This window comes from Burkholderia pyrrocinia, assembly GCF_001028665.1.
Classification (GTDB): Bacteria; Pseudomonadota; Gammaproteobacteria; order Burkholderiales; family Burkholderiaceae; genus Burkholderia; species Burkholderia pyrrocinia.
In genome coordinates this window covers 2708994-2730391 of sequence record NZ_CP011504.1, presented here as the reverse complement: position 1 = coordinate 2730391, position 21398 = coordinate 2708994, and the positions used below count along the sequence as shown (strand labels likewise).

General features: G+C 68.8%; 7 protein-coding genes. 3 read left to right on the top strand and 4 right to left on the bottom strand.

The window, feature by feature from the left end:
• Positions 1-7: 7 nt before the first annotated feature.
• Positions 8-1030 carry a zinc-binding alcohol dehydrogenase family protein gene (locus ABD05_RS28240; RefSeq protein WP_047903244.1) on the bottom strand — a complete coding sequence of 341 codons (1023 nt, stop codon included), beginning with the start codon at positions 1028-1030 and terminating at the stop codon, positions 8-10.
• Between the two features lie 366 nt (positions 1031-1396).
• Between ABD05_RS28240 and ABD05_RS28235 the strand changes: the two genes are divergently transcribed.
• On the top strand, positions 1397-2098 hold the full coding sequence (locus ABD05_RS28235) for a FadR/GntR family transcriptional regulator (RefSeq protein WP_238594141.1): 702 nt from the start codon (positions 1397-1399) through the stop codon (positions 2096-2098).
• Positions 2099-2398: 300 nt separating this feature from the next.
• Here ABD05_RS28235 and ABD05_RS28230 read toward each other — a convergent pair whose 3' ends face one another.
• Together ABD05_RS28230 and ABD05_RS28225 are read right to left on the bottom strand one after the other, a co-directional pair.
• A complete protein-coding gene (locus tag ABD05_RS28230; RefSeq protein WP_047903242.1) occupies positions 2399-3166 on the bottom strand; it encodes a coniferyl-alcohol dehydrogenase in 768 nt (255 codons plus the stop codon).
• 57 nt (positions 3167-3223) lie between these two features.
• On the bottom strand, positions 3224-4702 hold the full coding sequence (locus ABD05_RS28225; RefSeq protein WP_047903241.1) for a benzaldehyde dehydrogenase: 1479 nt from the start codon (positions 4700-4702) through the stop codon (positions 3224-3226).
• Between the two features lie 282 nt (positions 4703-4984).
• Between ABD05_RS28225 and ABD05_RS28220 the strand changes: the two genes are divergently transcribed.
• Complete coding sequence (locus ABD05_RS28220; protein WP_047903240.1) at positions 4985-6838, top strand: sigma-54-dependent Fis family transcriptional regulator; 1854 nt, start codon at positions 4985-4987, stop codon at positions 6836-6838.
• A gap of 118 nt (positions 6839-6956) precedes the next feature.
• Here ABD05_RS28220 and ABD05_RS28215 read toward each other — a convergent pair whose 3' ends face one another.
• The gene (locus ABD05_RS28215; RefSeq protein ID WP_047903239.1) at positions 6957-19328 is read right to left on the bottom strand and encodes an LWXIA domain-containing protein; all 12372 of its coding nucleotides are present in this window, start codon (positions 19326-19328) and stop codon (positions 6957-6959) included.
• Positions 19329-19917: 589 nt separating this feature from the next.
• Between ABD05_RS28215 and ABD05_RS28210 the strand changes: the two genes are divergently transcribed.
• Positions 19918-21129: a porin gene (locus ABD05_RS28210; RefSeq protein ID WP_047903238.1), complete on the top strand. Its 1212-nt coding sequence runs from the start codon at positions 19918-19920 to the stop codon at positions 21127-21129.
• Positions 21130-21398 lie beyond the last annotated feature (269 nt).

Genomic DNA, 21398 nt, shown 5'->3' with positions numbered 1-21398 from the left:
TCCGCGCTCAGCATTCGACGAGCGCCTTGATCACGCCGGCGTCCGGTTCGAGCAGCTCCGCGAAGCGGTCAGGCAGATCGGCCAGGCTCAGCGCGTGCGTCTTCAGCGAATCGGTCGGGACCTGGCCGGCACGCATCGCGGCGAGCACCGTTTCGAAGTCCGTCGGCGTCGCGTTGCGGCTCGCGAGCAGCGTCGTTTCGCGCTTGTGGAATTCCGGGTCCGAGAACGAGATGCGACCTTTCACGAGCGAGATCAGCACGTACTTGCCCCCGTGCGCGACGAAGTCGAGGCCGCGCTCCATCGCTGCGAGATTGCCGGTCGCATCGAACACGACGTCGAAAAACTCATCGTCGGTCAGCGCGGCGAGACGCTGCACGTCCGCCCCCTCCCCCGTCGTATCGAGCGGCACGGTGGCGTGCGCACCCAGCGCCGTCGCGCAAACCGCGAGCCGGTCTGCGCGACCGTCGAGCACGCTGACCTGCGCGCCGCGCAGCGTCGCGAAAATCAGCGCAGCCATGCCGATCGGACCGGCGCCGACGACCAGCACGCGCTGCCCGGAGCGGACGTCGGCACGCGCCACGGCGTGCGCGCCGATCGCGAGGAATTCGATCATCGCGGCCTGATCGAGCGTGACGCCGTTCGCGTCGAACACGAATGCCTGCGGGACGGCGAGGTATTCGACCATGCCGCCGTCCGCGTGCACGCCCAGCACCTGGATTCGCGTGCAGCAGTTCGTCTTGCCGGCACGGCACGCGACACACGTGCCGCATGACAGGTACGGCATCACGTAGACCTGGTCGCCCGCCTTGACGCGCGCGCCCGCCGGCGCGCTCTCGACGATGCCGGCCAGTTCGTGGCCCATCACGCGCGGATACGCGAGGTACGGCTGGTTGCCGGTAAAGATGTGCATGTCGGTACCGCATACGCCGACCCGCTTCACGCGAATCAGCACATCGTCGGGCCCCGCGGCCGGCATCGGACGCTCGGCAACAACGAGGCGGCCGGGTTCTTCGCAAATGACTGTTCTCATCGGGATCTCGATAACGTATGAAAAGAGGACGGTTCTGACATAAATTGGCCTGACCAGCCGAAGACTATTGGCCTGACCTATTGTGGTCAAGCCAATTTCATCGAATCCATGGAAAACACCTAGTCGCGTCGCCGCCGAGAAATCCATGGAAAGCCCAACACGCATGGCACACGAGGGGATTAGCCCGCACGCGCGGAGCATCGGACGATACCGATTCACGACGATTTGGTAAGGCCAATTCAAAGCCAAGTGCGAACCACTCCGGCGCCGCTCATCCGAACGCTTGGCAAATTGGTCAGGCCATTCGAAGTGCAGTAGACTCATTGCTCCGGAACACACATGCGCGGTACGCGGCGAGGGGGAGCATTGCTGGGCCAGTTCAATCAGGTGGATACCCGCCGTCTCTATCAGCGCATCGCCGACCAGATTCGCTCGCTGATCGAGGAGGGGCGCTTTGCCGACGGAGAACGCCTGCCGCCCGAGCGGGATCTCGCGCAACAGCTGGGGGTCTCGCGGCCGTCCGTTCGGGAGGCGCTCATTGCCCTGGAGATCGAAGGCATCGTCGAAGTGCGGATGGGGGCCGGCGTGTTCGTGTGTGCTGTCGCGAAGGCCCCGGCCGCGCCGGCGACATCGCTGGGTGAAAACCCGATCGAGCTGATGAATGCCCGTGCGGCGCTGGAAGGCAGCGTGATCGAGTTGGCCTGCGCCCGCGCGACGCCTGAACTGCTGGCACCCGTGCGTCGCGCCGTGGAAGCGATGCGATCCGCGATTGCGGAAGGCCGCTCCCCGCTTCAGCACGATCGCGAACTTCACGTGGCAATTGCCGCGATGACGGGCAATTCCGTTCTGGTCCGACTGGTGGGCGAGCTCTTCGATGGACGCCATAGCCCGATCTCGTCACGCGTCAGCGCACGGGCCGAGAGCGGGCAAACGTGGGCCAAGGCATTCGAGGAGCATGAGTCGATCCTTCATGCGCTCGAGAATGGCGAAGTGCTGATGGCACAGGCAGCCATGCGGACACATCTTTACGCGTCGCAAAGACGCTGGCTGGAGCAGGAGCGCAACTGACCTACCCGGCGCCGTCGCCAGTGGACGATTCGCACTGCGAGGGTGGATCCGCTTTCACGTGATACTGCGACCCGCGCAGCCCGTGGCGGCGCAGGGCTGATGAAAATGCCAACGGCCTGCTGCGACAATGCTTCCACAAGGGCACTGACATCAGATGTTTCGCACCACTATGAATCCCGGCCCCGCCTCCATGTCGCCGCGCTGGATCACACGGCGAATGAAGGCATGCGGGAAAGCCGCGAAGCCGACCTATCGGCCGACAGGCTTTCCCCGCCTGGTTTCAGCCGCAGGAAACACCCGTCAGTAGTAGGTCGAAGCGAGCCCGCCATCGACGGGCACGTTCACGCCGTTGACCCAGCGGGTCTCGTCGGCGCATAGCAGCGCGATCACCGGAGCGACCTCGTCCGGATAGGCGGGCCGCTTCATGCGGTGCGCGTCTTGTTCCACGCGCTCGGTGCCGAGCATGGTGACGAAGTCGCCCAGGATAGGCGTGAACACCGGCCCGGGCGCCACGCAGTTCATGCGCACGGCGTGCTGCAGGAACAGCTTCTGCGCCTGCGTCAGCGTCCACACGATCAGTGCTTCCTTGAAGTACTGGTAGCAGGTGGCCTGCGGCACGGGATGCTCGTTCAGCCACACGGCGCCCGCATCGAAACCGCCGACCTCGGCCAGCGCCTTGTGCAGGTGAATGCGCTGCGGCCATTCCGCACCCAGGACGGATGCGACGTTGACGATGGCACTGCCCTCCCCCATGCGCGGCAGCAGGCTTTCGGTCAGATGCCGCAAGCCGAGATAGTTGACGCGCGCAACCAGATCCAGTGGCGCGGTGCCCGGCACGCCGGCGATGTTGCACAGCGCGTCGACCTGCGTCGGCAGTTGCGCCACGGCGCGGTCGATCCCTTCGACCGTGGACAGGTCGGCCTGGACATAACCGTCCAGGGTAATGCCCGGCGCGTTGCGATCCACGCCGATCACGCGTGCGCCATGAAAGCGCAGCAGGCGCGCGGTCTCCGCACCGATGCCCGATGACGCGCCGGTCACGACGATGGTCTTGTTGCTCAGTTGCATGGTTGTCTCCTGTCGATTTCTATTTTTACGGGTGCCGGGTTGGCCGGCACCCCTGGTTCAGAACGGGTACCGGGGCGCTCGCTCCTTGACGGTCGTCCACTGCCATTGGGTGTATTCCTCCCAGTCCGCCGGACCGCCCACGCTGGTGCCGTTGCCTGCGATGCCGGGGCCGCCGAACGGGTTCACGCAGTCGTCGTTGACGGTCTGGTCGTTGATATGGACCATGCCGACGCGCAAGCGCTGGCCCAGCGCCATCGCGCGCCCGACCGAGGCCGAGATCACTCCGGCGGACAATCCGCCCTGGCTGTTGTTGGCCAGCTCCACCGCTTCGTCGTCGCTGTGGAAGGTGATGATGTTGGCCACGGGCCCGAACACCTCGTCGTCGAATACGCGCATGCCCGGCCGTACGCCGCCGAGCACGGTCGGCCGGTAGAAGAGTTGCTCGTACGTGCCGCCTGCGAGCAACTGGGCACCTGCTGCGACGCTGTCCTGCACCATGGCGTGCACGCGTTGCAACTGCTTCTGGTCGATCAGCGGCCCCAGCGCGACCTGTCCGCTGGCGCCGTCGCCCACCGGCAGGTGCCGGGCCTTGTCGACCAGTCGTGCCGTCAGCTCGGCGGCCAGCGACGCATGCACCAGGATGCGGTTGGATGCCATGCAGATCTGCCCCTGGTGCAACCAGGCCCCCCACGCAGCGTTGCTCACCGCAAGATCGAGGTCTGCATCGTCGAGGATGATCAGCGCGTTTGCGCCGCCCAGTTCGAGCGAGACTTTCTTCAGGTGCTGCCCCGCCAGCGCGCCGATGCGGCGACCGACACCGGGCGAGCCGGTAAAGGCAATCATCGGTACCTGCGGATGCACCACCAGGGCCTCGCCCGCTTCGGCCCCGCCGGGCAGCACGTGGAGCAGCCCCGCCGGCAAGCCGGCCTCCTCGAAGATGCGCGCGATCAGAAATCCGCCCGACACCGGCGTGCGCAGATCCGGCTTGACCACCACTGCGTTGCCGGCTGCCAGTGCGGGCGCCACCGAGCGCAGCGTCAGGATCAACGGGAAATTGAACGGCGAGATCACGCCCACCACGCCGAACGGCGCGCGACGCGCATAGCTGAGGCGGCCTGCGGGACTCGCCAGCACGTGGCCCTGTGCGTCCAGCGGCATGCCCGCAGCCAGATGACACAGCGTGACCGCTTCGCGTACTTCGTGTTGGCCCTTGAACAGCACGCCGCCGGTCTCGCGTGCGACGGCCAACGCCAATTCATCCAGGTGCTGCGCAAACAGCGCAGCGGCGCGGCGGAACACCTCGGCGCGCTCGCGCGGTGCCATCGACACCCAGGCCCGCTGGGCGACGCAGGCGGCCTGCACGGCGGCAGCCACGTCATCGGCGTCGGCAACGCCGACATGTGTCAGTCGCTGACCGGTTGCCGGTTCGATAACGTCAACCGTTTGCTGGTGCAGCGGCGGCACCCAAGTGCCCTGGAACAGCAGGCCGTCCCATCGGGCGGAATCCAGAAAGCGCGTGGCTTCGGGGGCATTCATCGATCGTGTCTCCTGTGAGTGGGATCGTGTCCGGCTGCTCGTCTCGAGCCGGCTGTCGGCACCCTGATTCGCAAGCGCCGTGCCACTGACGACCACGCACGCGTTTGCCGTCCGGCAACAAGTTGTGTGCGCCTTGACCGGTATCGCATTGCTCGCCGATCAAGCATCCATCTGCCGCGGCGCAACAATGCCCTCGCCCGGATCGCGGTTGCGGATTTGATGAAAACGATACATTATCAGGTCGCCTGATATATTCATTTGAAGAACCCACCCGGAGTCGCCATGGCACAGCTGTCCCGCATCTCCCTTGCCGAAGTGGCCCGCACCACCGGCAAGGTGCTCAGCCCGGCCGGCACCGACCGCTGGAGTGCCGACTCGCAGCCGACTCTCGCCGACATCAGCGAATGCCTGTACTTCTCGCCCGGCGACGGGCGCATCTGGCTGAACGACCAGCGCATGCTGTTGCTGCACAGCCGGGCGATGGGCACATTGCGGCGCGAGCTGATCGACAGCCTGGGTATCGACAAGGCACGCGGGCTACTCACACGCTCGGGCTACGTGTCGGGCGCGAACGATGCGAGACTGGTCCGCGAGCGATGGCCGGACGCCGAACCCTCGGCCATCTTCATCGCCGGCACACGGCTGCATACGCTCGAAGGCGTGGTCAAGGTGGTGCCTGTCAACTTCAGCTACGAGCCCGAGAGCGGCCGTTACCAGGGCGAATTCCTGTGGCACAACTCGAGCGAGGACGACGAGCACCTCGACGCCTACGGTGTGGGTACCTCGCCGGCCTGCTGGCTGCAGCTCGGCTATGCAATCGGCTACGTCAGCACGCTGCTCGGGCATCTGGTGATCTTTCGCGAGGTGGAATGCCGCTCGATGGGTGCGGCAGTCTGCCGGGTGATCGGCAAGTCGGCCGAGCTGTGGGACGACGCCAGCGAAGACCTGCGCTACCTGAACGCGCAGGACTTCGTCGACTCTGGCATGCTGACCGCCAGCGTGCCCGGGCCGACATCGCGGCCCGGCGACGCGGAGCCAGGCGGCGCAGCCGCCACGTCGGAAGAGCGCGACAGCGAGGACGTTCCCGGCGCGGCGCTGGTGGGTGCGTCATCGTCGTTCAACGCGGCGTGCCATCTGCTCCAGCGGGTGGCGCCTACCGACGCCACCGTGCTTTTCACCGGCGAATCCGGTGTCGGGAAGGAGCGCTTTGCGCGCATGCTGCACCAGATCAGCCGGCGTCTGGACAAGCCATTCATCGCCATCAACTGTGCCGCGATTCCGGAAACGCTGGTCGAGGCCGAGCTGTTCGGTGTCGAACGCGGCGCCTATACGGGCGCCACACACTCGCGCGCAGGGCGCTTCGAGCTCGCCCATGAGGGCACGCTGTTCCTCGACGAAGTCGGCACGCTGAGCCTCGTCGCCCAGGGCAAGCTGCTGCGTGCGCTGCAGGAAGGCGAATTCGAGCGCGTCGGCTCCACTCGTACGCAGCGGGTCAACACGCGGGTGGTGGCCGCAACCAACGAAGACCTGCAGCAAGCCGTGCGCGAGGGGCGCTTCCGCCAGGACCTGTTCTTCCGGCTCAACGTGTTCCCGATCCACCTGCCGCCGCTGCGCGAGCGCCGCGACGACATCCCGCTGCTGATGAGCCACTTCGTCAAGAGCTACGCGCACAAGCACGGGCTGGCCGTGCGCGGGTTCAGCCCGCGCGCGATCAAGGCACTGCTCAACTACAGCTTTCCCGGCAACATCCGCGAACTGCAGAACCTGGTCGAACGCGGCGTGATCCTCGCGCAGGCGGGGCTGGTGGACCTGTCGCACATGTTCATCAGCGGCGAGACGCTCAACCGGGAAGTGCTGTCCCTGGCCATCGCCGGCGAGGTCGCCACGCTGGCCTCGGAGCAACCCGGCGACACGCCCGCACCCTATCCCGAGACGCTGCTGGACCTGGTCGACGGCTGGAGCCAGCACGTGCGAGGCAGCGGCACCTCGTTGCCGGCGCTGGAGCAGCAACTGCTGGACGACGCGGTGCGGCGCGCCAACGGCAACCTGTCGTCAGCGGCGCGCACGCTCGGCATTACCCGTGCGCAACTGGCTTATCGTCTGCAGCGACGGGCGGGCGAGTCCACCAAGGGCTGACTTGCTCTCGGCGATCGGCCGGGCGATGCTCCGTGACGATCGCCGGAGCGCGGCGGCCTGATCCACGCCCGGCCGCCGCGATACGCCGGCAAGCACCACCCGAACTCGCCTACCTCCATCACCCGACAATCACCTGCTGCCCGGGAGAGATCGCGCCCGGATTGCTCGCCAGATTCTGGTTGAGCTGCAGGATCTCGTTGAGCGCGACGTTGATCCGCTGACCGTCCGACATCCGCTGCTGTTGATCGGCCGGCACCTGGGCCGCGGCAAGCAGCGATCCTTCGTGACGCTCGGCGATCGTCCACAACGAATCGCCCGCGGCCACGTTCACGGTCAGCGGCGTGGCGCTTGGCGAACTCGACGGAGGCGGCGCCGGTTGCGACGGCGTCGCGGAAGCACTCGGCTGGGCCGGCGCCGACGCCGACGGCGTCGCGGAAGCACTAGGCTGGGCAGACGCCGGTGCCGACGGCGTCGCGGCAGCACTCGGCTGGGCCGGCGCCGTCGTCGCGCCGGCCGACGGCGTGGGCGACGCGCCCGGCGTCGGCGTGCCGGCGTTCGGACCGGCCGGCGGCTGGTTCTGCTGGTCCGGCGCCATCGCCGACGTGACGAGATTGATCCCCTGCATGACCCCGAAGATCGCGACCGGCGCCAGCGCGATGCCGGTCGGCAGGCGCTCCAGCCACGGCGTCGCATTCGGGAAATGCGTATGCAGGCGGCCTGCGCCGAGCAGCATGCCGGACATCGTCGTCAGCGCGCCGGTGGTCGGATCGCCCGTCATCGCGGTATGAATGCCGCTCGCGATGCTCATGGCCGAGGTCAGGTAGTCGCCGGTCGCACTCACGGTGCGCGCCAGCTGGCTGCGATTGTCCGCATTCACGCCGCGCAGGCTGCCCTTGTAGACGATGCCGGTATAGAGCCCACTGAAGATGCCGCCCACGGCCTGCCCGCCGGCCAGCCAGTCGCCCTTTGCGATCGCCCGCGCCGCGTTCATCGTGATCGAGCCGCCGTAACCGCCGAGCGCGAGCACGCGGCCGACCCGGCCCACCGAGTGCCGCGGGCTGCCGTGGTGCAGCAGCTTCAGCGACGTGCCGCCCACCACGCCCTGCATCTGCGCGAGCATGTCGGCGGCGATCGCCTTGGTGTGCGTCACCGTGTCGTCGAACGACAGCACGCCGTCATCGTTGAGCGCGCGCAGTTGCGCGGCCTTGGCCTTGCCTTCGTGCGCGATCTGCACGAGTTGCGCGCCGCGCCCGTCCACGTCGAAGCCATTCACCTTCAGTTGCGTCTGCAACCCGCGCACGAGCCGGTCGACCACCCGGTCGAACACGCGCGGGTCGCCGTTCTTCAGGCTCGCGACCGCGCCGTGATGCAGCGCCTGGAACACGCGGCCGACCCGCAGCCCCGCATACAGCGAATTCGACGCGGTGCGAAGCGACTCCCTGCCCAGCGTGACGAGCGCGAACGCCCCGGCGCCGCCGGTCGCGGTGGCCGCCGCAATGTCGCCGGCAATCCGCTGCGGCGACGGCGGCGGCGTCTGGTTGCCGAGCGGCTCGTCATGCACCCGCAGCGCATGCAGTTCCGCCTGCGCTCGCTTCACGTCGGGAATCTTCACCTTGGCGAGCTGCGCGGCTTCCCGACGGCTCGCGCCGATCGGCTTCGTGCCGTCGTCGATCAGCGCCGGATCGCGCACGACCGCGCGCCAGTAGTCGAGCGGGTCCGCGGCGGCCGGCCGCGCGCGCGTGGTCACGCGGTCGGGCACGCCGGCGCCGTACCGTTCCAGCCAGCGCCCGCCGAACGTGCGCGCGCCCCGCTCCGTCTCGTTGCGCGGCGGATTGCCGTCGGCCTCCCATAGCGGCATCGCATGCTCGATCGTCGCCTTGCGCGCCTGGTTCAGCCACACGGTCGTGTTGCCTTCGTAGAGCTTCTGACGCAGCGCGGCCACGTCGGCGGGCGTCATCCCGTGCGCCGCGCCTATCCGCTCGACTTCCGCGAACAGCAGCTGATGCTGGTTCGCCAGCGTCTGCCGGTCGACGCGCTCGAACACGCGCGTCAGCGCGTCGGCGCCGTGCAGGCGGCCGATCACGTCGGGCCGGTTGCGGTATTCGACGATCAGCTTCGCGAGCGCGCCGGTGAGATCGTGGTTGCCGATGAAGTCGGCGCCGTGCGTGCCGTACGACAGGCCCATGTGCACCCACTCGAGCCCGTTGCGTTCGAGCACCGCGCGCAGCAGCTTTTCATGGCCGCCGCCCGGCACCGACTCCGGCACCGCGTCCCAACCGTGGAACGTGACCATCACGTTCGGCGCCGCGACGCCCGGATTCGCGTTGGCCCAGCGTTCGAGCGCCGTAAACATCCGTACATAGTCGTGATAGGTGTCGTTGGTGCCCGACTGGAAGCGGTAGTCGGCGCCGGACACGAGCGCGCGCGACGGCGCGGTCTCGAGCCGGATCGCGAAACCCGAGCGCGCGGCCTCGTCGAGCCAGCGATGCAGATGCGCGAGATCGTCGAGCACGAGCGCCTTGCCGTCCGTGCCGGGCGCGGGATGGATCGTTCCGTTCTCGCCGTCGAACACCGCGTTCTTCTGATCGCCGAGCGCATCCACCGCGCGCAGGAAATCCGGGTCGTGCGCCTTGCCGAGCGCCGCCGCGAGCGAATGCGGATCGACCACGAGCGTGGCGACCGGCATCACGCCGCCGTGCCGCTCGACCTGCTTCGTCATCAGCGCCGGATCGTCGCTCAGCGAGAACGAACGCGCCATCGGCACCATGCGGTCCTGCAACTGCGCGTTCGAGCGCGTGAAGATCTGCCGGATCCGCTTGTCGGCAACCGTCGCCGCGCCGAACCGGCGCGTGTGCTGTCTGCCCGGCACCGGCAGGAAGCGCGACGCCGACGTCGACACGTCGCGCGCGACATACAGCTTGTTGAGCAGCGTCCGCCACATGCCCACGTCGACCATCACGGCCTGCGGCTCGCCCTTCAGCACCAGATCCTCCACGTTGCCGGCGCGCTGCGCCTGCTTGTTGAAGGCCTCGACCTGCTCGTGCGTGGGGAAGTACTGCTCGGGTTTGGCCGCGCCGTTGCGCAAATTGAACTCGACGACCGTGGTCGACGACAGCCCCGGCTGGTACGGCTCGATCGCCAGCGTCTCCGGCGCCGCGCCGTTGCGGGAGAAGCCGCTGCGCCGCAGGCGCTGCAATTCGCCGCGCACTTCGTTGTAGCCGAGCCGCGTGCGCGCCGCGAGCGCGCGGAACGGCGCGGACTGGCGGCCGCGTGCCTCCGCGTCGCGCAGTTGCCCGAGCAGCGCCTGCTCGCGCGCCTCGAGCGCCGCAATGCGCGTCGGCCGCGCGGCCTTCAGGAATTCGCGCGGCGACAGTTGTGTGAGCACGAAATGCATGTCCGCGCCGAACCGGTCGGTGCCGATCGGCATTTCGTCGAGTGCGGCACCGTTGCGGCTCGCGTTGTTCGCGTCGCGGACGTTGTCGAACCAGCGCATCTCGCCGTTGCGCTCGGCGATCACGCCGCGCGGGTCGCCGAGCGCTTCCGCCACCGGGCCGTCCGTCTCGAACACGTAGATCACGTGCTGGCTGCCGCTCACCGAGCCGTTCCTGATCGCGGTCAGCAGGTGCGGCACGCTGTTGCCGCTGAAGTCGACCGCGTTGAACGCGGACTGGTCGGACGGCAACAGGTGCGGATCGACGAGCGGCGAGCGCGACGCGGTGTCGCCCGCGCCCTGCTCCGCGTCCGCGCGCACCAGCGGCCGGCGGGTCGGCACGATCGACTGGAACGTGTCGCCCGCCGTGCGGCGCGGCTTCGTGTCGGTATCGGGCTCCTTCGCCGGCCGAAAGCCGCCGATCCGGTCGACCGTCTCGGGCTTGACGTCGCTGGCCACGAAGCGGATGCCGCGCCGCGGCGAACGGCCGACCGGAATGCCGCCCCTGCGCTGCCGCCGGAACGCCGCGCGCAGATCCTGTTCGGGAATCTCGGTGTCGGCGAGCGGCGCCTTCTCGTAGTACTTCCATTCGTGATCCGCGTTGCGCTCCGCGTAGCCGAGCACCTTGCCCGTCTCGTCGTCGATCACGTGGATCCAGCGACGGTCGCCTTCGACCGCGCGCACGGCCTGGCGCGGCCGCTTGAAGCGCGGTGCGTCCTGCAGCTTCGCGATGTCGGCGGCCAGCTCGCCGTCGACTTGCCGGTTCGATGCCGCCACCGTCCACGACGATTTGCCGTCCGGCGTCTTGATCGTCGACGGGCCGCCGAAGTGCGTCAGTTCGTCGTGCGCCACCGGCGACACATAGAAATCGTAGCTGCGGCGCGTATTGCGCCCCTTGCTGCCGGCATTCGTCAACGCCTTCTTGAGCGCGTTCGGCACACGCTTGCCGTCCAGCATCCGCACCGGCCCGAGCGCGCCGTTCGCGTCGGTCTCGAGCACCGCGATGACGGTCGGCGGCGCATGTTCGGCATCGGCGGCAGGCGGCGCGGTATGCGTCGTGATCAGCACGTGCGCGTTGGGTCCGAGCTGGCGCGCCAGCCCGTCGAGGGTCGGCTCGTGCCGGCCGTCGATGCGTGTGAGCGCGCGCCGGCCGACGCTGTCGAGCCAAACGGCGGCACGCGCCTGCTGTTCGGCCGCTGTGGCCACCGCGGCGCCCTGCGGCGCGGCGGGCGCACCCGCTTGACCGGCGACGGTGGCGGGCGTCGCCGCGCCGGACGGATCGCCGGCGGTGCCCGCGAGGCGGCCGGCGGCCGGATCCGCTCCGCCGAGCATCGGCCAGACCGGGCGACCGCCGACCGAGCCGACCGCGCGCAATCCGGAGGCATGCACGGGCGCATATCCTTCCGGCAATCCGGAACGATCGACGCCCGCAAGCCGGTACGACACGTCGCCGGTAGTCGCGTCACGGGTTCGCACGACATACATGTCGACGCCGGCTGGCTTGAACAGTTCGCCGCCGGGCGTCGTGATGCGCAGCGCGCGTGCCGGATCGTGGCCGAGCGCCGACAACAGCACGACGTCGGCCGGCGCGGCGGCCCCGACGGCGTCGAGGTTCGCGGCCGCGTGGGCCGCGACCCGTTCCTGCGCCGTCAGGTCGCCCTGCGCGAAGGCGGTTTCGTCCGGCAACGCATCGGCCGGCACGTACGCGTAATTGCGCGGCGCGGGATGCGCCGCATCGAGCGCCTGCCCCAGATCGTCGTGCGCGACCACCCGCGTACCTTCCGGCAACGCGCGCTGCCCATCGGGCGTCGCGCGGCCCTGTGCGTGCGTTGCCGCCGCCGTGGCGTCGGACACCGTGCCGCTGAACCGGAACCAGCCCTCCTCGGGATCGAGCGCGCCGAAATCGGTGCCTTCGCCGAGCACGACGGTGCCTTCGCGCGTCACGAACTCGACGCGCAGGTTCGTCAGCCCGGCCTCGTCGAACGCCTGCATCACGCCGTCGATCACGCGGGTCGGCTCAGGTCCGTCGAGGAAACCGCTCGGCCAGTGCTGGCTGACGGTGCCGCCGGCGCGCGTCACGCGCGCGGCGTCGCCGATCACGCCGGGCCGGTCGGCCAGCGCGCCGCGGAACGCATGATCGAGCGTGACCGATTCGAACGTATCGTCCGGAATCGGCGTGAAATCGTAGTCCGGATCGGCGAACGTCGGATCGGGGACGCGCGGCACGGTCGGGCGCACCGGTCCGTCGGCCATCGGCCGCGCCGCCGTGCGCGCCGTTGCCGGCGACGGCGCCGCGTCCGGCGCGGCGGGCAATGCCGGGCGGCCCGCGCGTGCGGGCTCGCCGCGGAACACCCGCATCGCGAGACGATCCTTGTCGACCTGGCCGGTCGGCCGCGTCCCGCGCACGGTGGCGGAACCGTCGCGCTCGACGAGCAGGATGTCCGGCGGCGCCCAGACCGACGTCGGCCGCCCGGTCAGCTCGGACAGGCGCTGCGCGAGCGCCTGGGCGAACGTCGCGCTCGCGGCCCGCACCTGACCGGGCGCGATGCGCAGCGGATCGTGCTTGCTCGAGCCGCCGTAGCAGGAATACAGCGTCACGTCCTGGTCCGGCTCGAGAAGCGGCGCGACGCGCTCGGCCACCTCGTCCGGCGTGAGATGCCGCCCGTCCGGGCCCAGCATCGCGTCGGCGGAAATCCCGTGGCCGAACACCACGTGATGGCCGGGCGGCGACATCAGCCCGCGCGCGCCGATCGCATGCAGCGGATCGTCGGCGGGCATCAGCAGCGTGTCGGCCGGGCGCAGGAATTCGGGATGCTGTGTCGCGTCGACGCCGGTCACGTCTTCGAAGCCGGGCTGCAGCACCGTCTGGCCATGAACCGTCGTCGTGACGACGCCGTCGTTGACGACCTTGCGGTCCGTATAGACCCGGCTGTTCTTCGGATAAATCTTCTGCGGGATGCCGGACAGGCCATCGTCGGCCTCGGCCGCGGCGGCCTGCTCGGTGCGCGCCGCCCATTCGTCGGCGGTGAAGATCCGGCCCGGCTCGACCTCGTCGAGCGGTGTCGGCACGTAGACGGGCGGCTCGGACGCATCCGGCTCCGACGCGAGACGCGGATGCGCGGGCCCGCGCGGCGTCGGCCCAGGCGCGGGTCGCCCGGTTTCCTCCGGCGCGCCGGCATGGCCGCGCCGTCCGCTGTCCGCGTCCGGATCGATCTGCGCTTCGATCGGGCGCACCGGTTCGACCGGCGCATCGCTGCGCGCGGTCGCCGGCGGCACGGCGTCGCCGCGCCGCGCGAACACCATCGGCGGATCGCTCGCGTCGGGCGTCTCCGGAATGTGCAGGTAGAGCCGTGTCGACACGTCGGGATCGTGGGCCGGCACGACGATGTCGTCGCTGTTCGGATGCAGGAACAGCGCACCGGTGCCGCGCACCGAGTTGGACGCGATCGACGCGATCACGGGCACCTGCAGCTCGTATGCGAGCTCCTGTGCGAACGGATAGTCGCCGGAGCCGAGATAGCAGCCCGTCAACAGCACGCCGTTGCCTTCCGTATAGGCCGGATCGTCGAGCAGCCTGCGGGCGAACTCCTTGGGCGAGATCCTCGTGCCGCCCTGCATGACGGCGGTCGCGCTGTCCCACTTCACGTCGCGCGGCGTCGTGCCGTGCGATTCGGCGATGTCGAAGCCCGACACCTTCAGGAACTGCCGCGCGGTCGCGTGGCCGAGCAGGTTCACGACGCTCGAGCCCGGCACCGGCCGCAGTTCCAGCGGATTGAGGCGCACCGGCTGCGCGCGGCCCGGCGAGAACTTGCCGTTGACGTCGGGCTCGATCTGGAAGCGCGCGAGCCGGCGGCCCGGGTTGGGGATCGCGCGCCGCCACCCGGCCGCGTCGTCGTCGCCGAGCCGGCCGAATACCGGCGCCTGGATCAGGTCCGCGAATTCCTGCAGCAACTCGGGATCGGCGCCGCTGTGCGGCCCCTCCAGCGCGACCGGCGTGCCCGGCGTGTAGCCCTTCCACGCCAGATCCTCCAGCGCGTACGTCATCTCGAGCGCGCTCGCCGAGCGGCCGCTGCGCGGATTGACGATCGCCCCGCGATTCGTCAGCACGCGCCACACGTACACGCCGAGCGGCACGCGTGCCTCGCCCGAGGTATCGCCGCCGCCCCAGCGGTTCGAGACCGGGCGCAGCGCCACGTTGCTCCAGTTGACCGGATGCGCGCCCTGGTCGATGATCGCCACGGCCGGCGAGAAACGGTAGGTGCGCGGCGCATGCTGCACCGAATGATCGGGCACCCCCGCGTAGTTGGGGGCGCCGGGCTCCACCACGATGCCGCCCGCATAGCCCGAGGCGGGGCTGCCGTCGTTGCGATAGCGCGGCGAACGCCACGCGACGAAGCCGCTCGCGCCGTAGACGTCCACCCCCAGCACGTTCGCCAGCAATTGCGCGAGCGAAGTCACCCGCGTGCCCGCGCCGCATGCATAGAGGATCACCGGCGATTGGCCGTCCCAGCCGGCCTGACGCACCATTTCCGCGAGATCGTCGGCGCTCAGCGGCCTGCCGGTCGCGCTCGCGAACGCATCGGCCCACGCGTGCGCATACACCGCGAAATAGCCGGGCGGCACCGGCATCAGCGGCCGTTCGCCGGCCGGCAGCTGGTTCTCGGGCTGCTGCGGGTGGTCCGAATAGATCGCGAGATCGGCTTCGCGGCGCGGATACGCGCCCCACTGCGTTTCCCTCAGGCCGTGCGGCGCGTTGATCACGTCGACGCGCCGGCCGTCCTCGCTGCGGATCAGCGGCTTGGCCGGATCGAACCCGCGCGGATACACCACCTGCAGCGTGCGGTCGTACGCGTCGTTCATCGACAGCACGAACGTATTGCCGGCGTCGTTGAGCCCGATGTGGCCGACGACCGCCTCGGGCGGCACCGTGCCGTCCGCGGCGAGCGCGCTGCTGTCGACCAGCGCGATCCGGTAGCGGCCGGCCGCCACGCCTTCGCCGCCGACCATCAGCGCGTCGTAATAGGCCGTATAGCGGGTCACGCCGATCGTGCCTTCGCCGTCGGGCGACGCGGCCGCGCGCGCCGCCGCAGCGTCGACCGCGCGGGCGCGGCGCAAGTCCGCCTTCGCCACTTGCATGTCGTCCCATATGTTGCCCCGTTCGGTAGCGGGCAGTCCGTCTTCCTCCGGCACGCGCGCGTTGCCTGCCGCATCCTCCAGGGCGTACACGTAGTACTCGACATGCTCGAGACGGTTGCCGCTCTCGAGGATCGACCCGACCACGCTGCTCAGGATCTCCGGATCGGCTGCGACATGCGCGGGAATCGCCCACGATGTGGGGCGAGCGACCGTCCCCGGCGCACCGGCCTCGGTGTGCGCCGCCTCATCGCCTGCCAGCGCGCCGGCGACCGCCGGCGTCACCGCGCCGTCGCCCGCTTCGGTGTCGGGCGCGAGCCGCAGCGGCATCACGTCGCCGTCTTCAGGCGTGCCCTGGGTGCGGCGCGCGCGCAGCCCGGTGTCGGCCGGCGCGACCGGCTCGCCGTTGTCGGCCGGTTCGCCGAAACTGCGCGCCTGCTGCTCGGCGTGCTGCCACGGGTTGCCGATCTCGCCCACCGCGAGACGCTGATTCACCAGTCCGCTGGTGAGCATCGTGTGCACGACGTCGATCGTCGTCGGCCGCGGCGCCGGCGGCGCGGGCGTCTTCGTGATCGCGCGAATCGGCCGCTCCATCAACGTGTGCGAGCCGAGGCCCATCTGCGCGACGCCGATGCCGAGGTTCAGCAACTGCTGCGCGCGATCGGAATCGGACATCGCGTCCCAGTTCTTGATCAGCGACGCGCCCTGGTCGACCATCTGGTAGCCGCCGATCGCGCCGCCCGAGAGGTTGAACACCTGCGACGTGCGGCCCGTCGTCTGCGCAAGCGACTGGAACGCGTCGGCTTCCTGCGCGAAGCGGCCGAGGCCGGCCGTTTCGACCGTGGCGCCCTCGCCGCGCGACGCAATCGTGAGGATGTCCGACATCTTCCCGGTGGTGCGCAGCAGCGACGACGCTTCCGCGAGCGACTTCGCCGCCACGCCGAGCCCGCCGCCCGCGATGCCCGCGCCGCTGCCGATCAGGCTGATCCAGTCGCCGCGCGCCTGCGCATTGCCGAAGCCGGTCGACTGGCCGTGATCGCTCAGGTTCTTCAGGTCGGCGATGGCGGTCGGCACGCCGACCGCCATCCCCACGCCGACCGTCGTCCACGCGGCGCCGAGCAGCGCGCCGCCGACCGGCGCGCCGATCCCGCTCGCGACCAGCACGACGCCGCCGGCCGCCGCGAGAATGCCCGCGCCCATCTCGAGAATGTGTTCGGCGTGCTGGTACCACTCCGTCTTGTGCGCGTCGATCGGTTCGTATTGCCCGAGATCGACGGGCGACCCATCGAGCTTCAGGTTCTTCGGGACATACAGCTTGCCGTCGTCGGACAGCGCATTGTTGTGCTGGTAGTCGTCGACGGTGTCGTACTTCCAGCCGCGATCGTCGATCAGCTTGTACTGGTCCGGATGGTCCGCGACCTGCACCTTGAACAATGCGCTCGGCGCGGTACCCGTTCCCTTCGACACGTAGTAGATCGGCACCAGCGACACGACCGCATGATCGCCGCCGACCTTGCGGATCTGGTCGACGACGGCCTGGATCATCTGCGTCGCGGCCGAATTCTTCGCGTACAGCGACTGGCTGTTCACGGCCGTGCCGTTCGGCAGTTGCCCATTGCCGACGATCATCTGCTCGAGCAGCGCCATCGACGGCACGTCGTTCGCGTCGGTCGGCACCGCGCCCGGGTCGTCGGGCTGCATCCCGAGCCCCGCGCCGACGAAGTTGGTGAGCTGGTTGGAACCGACCGTAAACGTCCGGGACTGGCCGTCGAAGTTCTTCTGGAAGTCGTTGAAGTACGCCTTCAACTGCTTGTCCGGATCGGACTGGAACAGCTTGTAGCTGGCCGTCGCAGCCTGCTTGTTCTGGTTGCTCTGCGCGTGTTCGGTGCCTTGCTGGTAGCGGAGCTGGAAATCGTTCGCGAAGCCCGAGCGGAACCGGTCGTCGCCCTGCATCTTCGTCAGCAGCGCCTTCGACAGCGAAGGATCGACGCCGGACGAAAGCGCCTGGCGCACGCCGTCGAAACCGTATCCCGTGTCGCTGCCGCGCAGCGTGTAGATCATCGTCTTTGCGTTGCCGTTGGCGTCGAGCAGCCAGCTGGCGACGTCGTCCTCGCGATGCACGGGCACGCCGTTCGCGGTCGGCTGCTGGTCGGCCAGCCCGACCGCCTTGCTGAGCCCCTTGTAGAACTCGGTGCCGTCCCCGTAAGGCTGCGGCGTGCCCGTGTTCGACTGCGTCCACTTGTTGCCGAAATCCTTCTCGACGGTGTCGAGCACGACGCCCGCGAATTCCGGCGGCGCATCGGCGAGGATGTCCTGCATCCATTTGCCGGCCTTGTCGGCGTTCATCCTGCCGTCGGAACGCGCCTGCATGCTCGCCTGGTCCGTCGCCTTCGAATCGGGCTTCTGCATCAGCGGATCGATCTGCGAATGGATGAAGTTCGCGTCGAAATGCGGCTGGCCGGCCTGCGTCCACAGCGTCTGGCGCTCGTCCAGCGAGAACGACGCGTCCATGTTCGTCTTCAGCACCTGGAGCGCGGCGCCGGGATTGCTGCCCGGGTTCTGCATCAGCTGGTCGACCTGCTGCTTCGTGAATTGCAGCCGCACGTCGGGTGCGGCCGCGAGCAGCATCTGGATCTTCTGATACCCGGGCCCGGGCGCCTTCGGGTCGACCTGCGACATCGCATACTGGAACACGCCCTGCCGGTCGATCTGATCCTTCAGCGTCTTGGCCGCGGCCGGATCCTTCAGGTTGGCCGGGTTGACTTCGACGCCCGTCAGCTTGACGAACGCCTCCGCGAGCGGGTTCGCCGCCGCGAGCGCCTTTTCCTGCGTCGACAGCTTCGGGTCGTTCGGATCGACGGTCTGGCCCGTGTCCTGCAGCAGCGCGAACGTGACCGGATCGGACTGCGCGAGCTGCTTCATCTGCGGCGACAGCGACGGATCGTCGGGATTGATCGTCGCGATCGTGCGCTTGAGCTGGCTTTGCTCGCCGAATACGTCGACGAGGCCGGTGTACCACATGCCGTCGTGGTTCTGCTTCACGGACGCGACAGCCTGCTTCTGCTCGTCGGCCGTCACGTAGGTCAGCGCGCTGTCGTCGCCGCCCGTCACCACCTTGTCGTACTGGCTCTGGGCCTGCGACATCTCCCGCATGATGTCGGCTTCGTCGGCACGGCGCAGCCCGCCCGGTTCCTTCTGCCACGCCGCATAGTCGGCCTTCGCGTCGTTCAGGCGCAACGTCGCGGCCGACACGCCGTATTCGTGGCGCAAGGCGGTCGTGAGCGCCGTGTTGGCGTTGTCGGCATTCGTGTCGGCCGTGCTGACCGCCTGGCGCAGTTGCACGCCCGTGTCGGCATCGGCGCGGCGGATACCGCCGGGCAACGCGTTGTACTGCTTCAGGTCGGCATTGGCGTCCTGGTCCTTCTGGACCGCCATCGCGAACTGGAACGCCTTCTCGTTGGTCGCCCGCTGCGGCGCCGATTCCGCCGAGACCGCCTTCTGCGCGTCGTCGAGCACCTCGCCGAGCACGGGATCCTGCGGCGATGCGTTGCGCAGATCCGCTGCGACGCCCGCGATCGCCTTGTTGGTGTCGCCGCCGCCGTCGGCCGCGACGCGCATCTGGTTCTCGACGGCCGCCTGCACCGCGCCCCACGCGACTTTGGCCTTGTCGACCTGTTTGTCGAGATCGGCTTGCGACGCGTCCTGGTCATGCAGGCGCTTGAGCGCCGCCATCTCTGCCTGCGCAAGCTCGAGCAGGCGCTGCGTCTCGGCCTGCGCCGCGGCGAGGGCCTTCTGTTCGGGTGTCTGGGCCGGCGGAGCGCCGGCTGCAGCGTTGTTGTTCGACCCGCTGTTGTTCGTCGGGTTGTTGTCGTTCTGCGGCTGCGGCACGTCCACCGGTCCGCCCCCTCCCACTGCCATCAACACCATGTCCGTTCTCCCGCGGCATGCGTGACGTACCCGGCAAGCGGCAGGCCGCCACGCGTAATCGTCCATTGTGCCGACCCGATTGCGCACAAAAAGTCGCGAATTACGTAGTCGCCGGCCCGGTTACGCGGGCACCGGGAAACGTGCGCTACGAATGTGGTGCGGGCAACGGCCGTTGCTTGCCGATACCGGTTCGGCGCAGCACGAACGGTAAATTCTTCCCGTTGCCTGCGGCCGTGTCGTCCATCCATACTCATCGGTCTGGCGAAAGCCGCGGCGGTCGCGGCACTGCTTCGACGTTCATCGCCGTTTCCGGCTGGCTTGAACGACGAACGCCAACACGCCATCGAAAGCGACCTTCGCGATGCACGCCCTCCTGCACCACACGCGCCCCGCTTCCGACTGAATCCCCAACGCCGCCCCCGGCACCGACACCGACACGCCGCGATTCCGCTCGATTCCGCAGAGGACCTTTCCTGTGCAACGCCTTAATCGACCGTCGCACGATCTCCAATAATGGCCGCTCGATCCGTCGGCCAGCACGCCGGCGCGACCCGCCGGCCACCGGGCCGGACCAACGATAAAAATTCCTATGCATTCCTACCAGATAAACCAACATGCCAGCGCGCGCGTCGCGGGGACCGTTTTTGCCGCATGCCTGGCCGGCTTCGTACCGGCCGTCGCGCACGCACAGAGCGGCGTGACGCTGTACGGCCTGATCGACACGTCGATCACCTACTCGACCAACCAGCGCACACAGGGCGCCGGCTCGCCCGGCAGCGGCAGCGTCGCGATGACGAGCGGCGCGCTGAACGCGTCGCGCTGGGGGCTGCGCGGCCGCGAGGATCTCGGCGGCGGGATGGCCGCGGTCTTCACGCTCGAAAACGGCTTCTCGGGCACCACCGGCAAGCTGTCGCAGAAAGGCGTCGACCTGTTCGGCCGCCAGGCATGGATCGGCGTGAGCTCGAAGGCGGCCGGCACGCTGACGTTCGGCCGCCAGTACGACCTGATCCTCGACTTCGTGACGCCGCTCGGTGCGTCCGGCCCCGGCTGGGGCGGCAACCTCGCGGTCCATCCGTACGACAACGACGATTCGAACCGCAACCTGCGCATCAACAACGCGGTGAAATACACGAGCCCGACGGTCCACGGGCTGACGTTCGGCGCGATGTTCGGTTTCTCGAACGCAGCAGGCCAGTTCGCCAACAACGCGGCATGGAGCGCGGGGCTGTCGTATGCGAACGGTCCGCTGAAACTCGGCGCCGGCTACCTGAAGATCAGCCGCGACCGCAATTCGCCGAACCCGGACGGCGCGCTGAGCACGGTCGACGGCTCGGCGACGATCACGGGCGGCAACCAGCAGATCTGGGCCGTGGCCGGCCGTTATGCATTCGGGCCGCATTCGGTCGGCGCCGCGTGGTCGCACTCGACCACCGACGGCGTGACGGGCGTGCTCCAGGGCGGCAATATCGCGCCGCTGAAAGGCGAATCGCTCGTGTTCGACAACTTCACGGTCGACGGGCGCTACTTCGTCACGCGCGCATTGAGCCTCGCCGCCGCATACACGTACACGATGGGCCGCTTCGACACGCGCACGGGCCAGACGCGCCCGAAGTGGAACCAGGTCGTCGCGCAGGCCGACTATGCGCTGTCGAAACGCACGGACGCGTATCTCGAAGGCGTCTACCAGAGCGTGAGCGGCGGCAACGGCAATCCCGCGTTCAACGCGACCGTCTGGACGCTGACGCCTTCGGCGAACAGCAACCAGGTCGTCATCGCACTGGGGCTGCGGCACAAGTTCTGACGATGCGGCGCTTCGGCGCTGCACCGCCCCGCCGGCTGCCTACGGCACGCGTTTCAAGCGCCGCGTGATCGTCGTGACCCGTGCTGAAACGGCTGCGCCCGTGCGCGGCCTTTTCGCAGTGTCGTTGCGTGCCGTGTGTGCCGACGGCGGGAGCAAGAATGCATTCCGAACTGTCGCGTCCGCGCAAAAAATGCGGGGGAAACTGGTGACGTTGCGACATTTTTCCTAATCTGTTTGCAGCGACGCCGAAATTCGGCGTTCCGGGCGCA

Bases quoted from the DNA above. Each gene is read 5' to 3' on its own strand.
- ABD05_RS28240 (WP_047903244.1), bottom strand. From the start codon at position 1,030: ATGAGAACAGTCATTTGCGAAGAACCCGGCCGCCTCGTTGTTGCCGAG.
- ABD05_RS28230 (WP_047903242.1), bottom strand. From the start codon at position 3,166: ATGCAACTGAGCAACAAGACCATCGTCGTGACCGGCGCGTCATCGGGC.
- ABD05_RS28225 (WP_047903241.1), bottom strand. From the start codon at position 4,702: ATGAATGCCCCCGAAGCCACGCGCTTTCTGGATTCCGCCCGATGGGAC.
- ABD05_RS28220 (WP_047903240.1), top strand. From the start codon at position 4,985: ATGGCACAGCTGTCCCGCATCTCCCTTGCCGAAGTGGCCCGCACCACC.
- ABD05_RS28215 (WP_047903239.1), bottom strand. From the start codon at position 19,328: ATGGTGTTGATGGCAGTGGGAGGGGGCGGACCGGTGGACGTGCCGCAG.
- ABD05_RS28210 (WP_047903238.1), top strand. From the start codon at position 19,918: ATGCATTCCTACCAGATAAACCAACATGCCAGCGCGCGCGTCGCGGGG.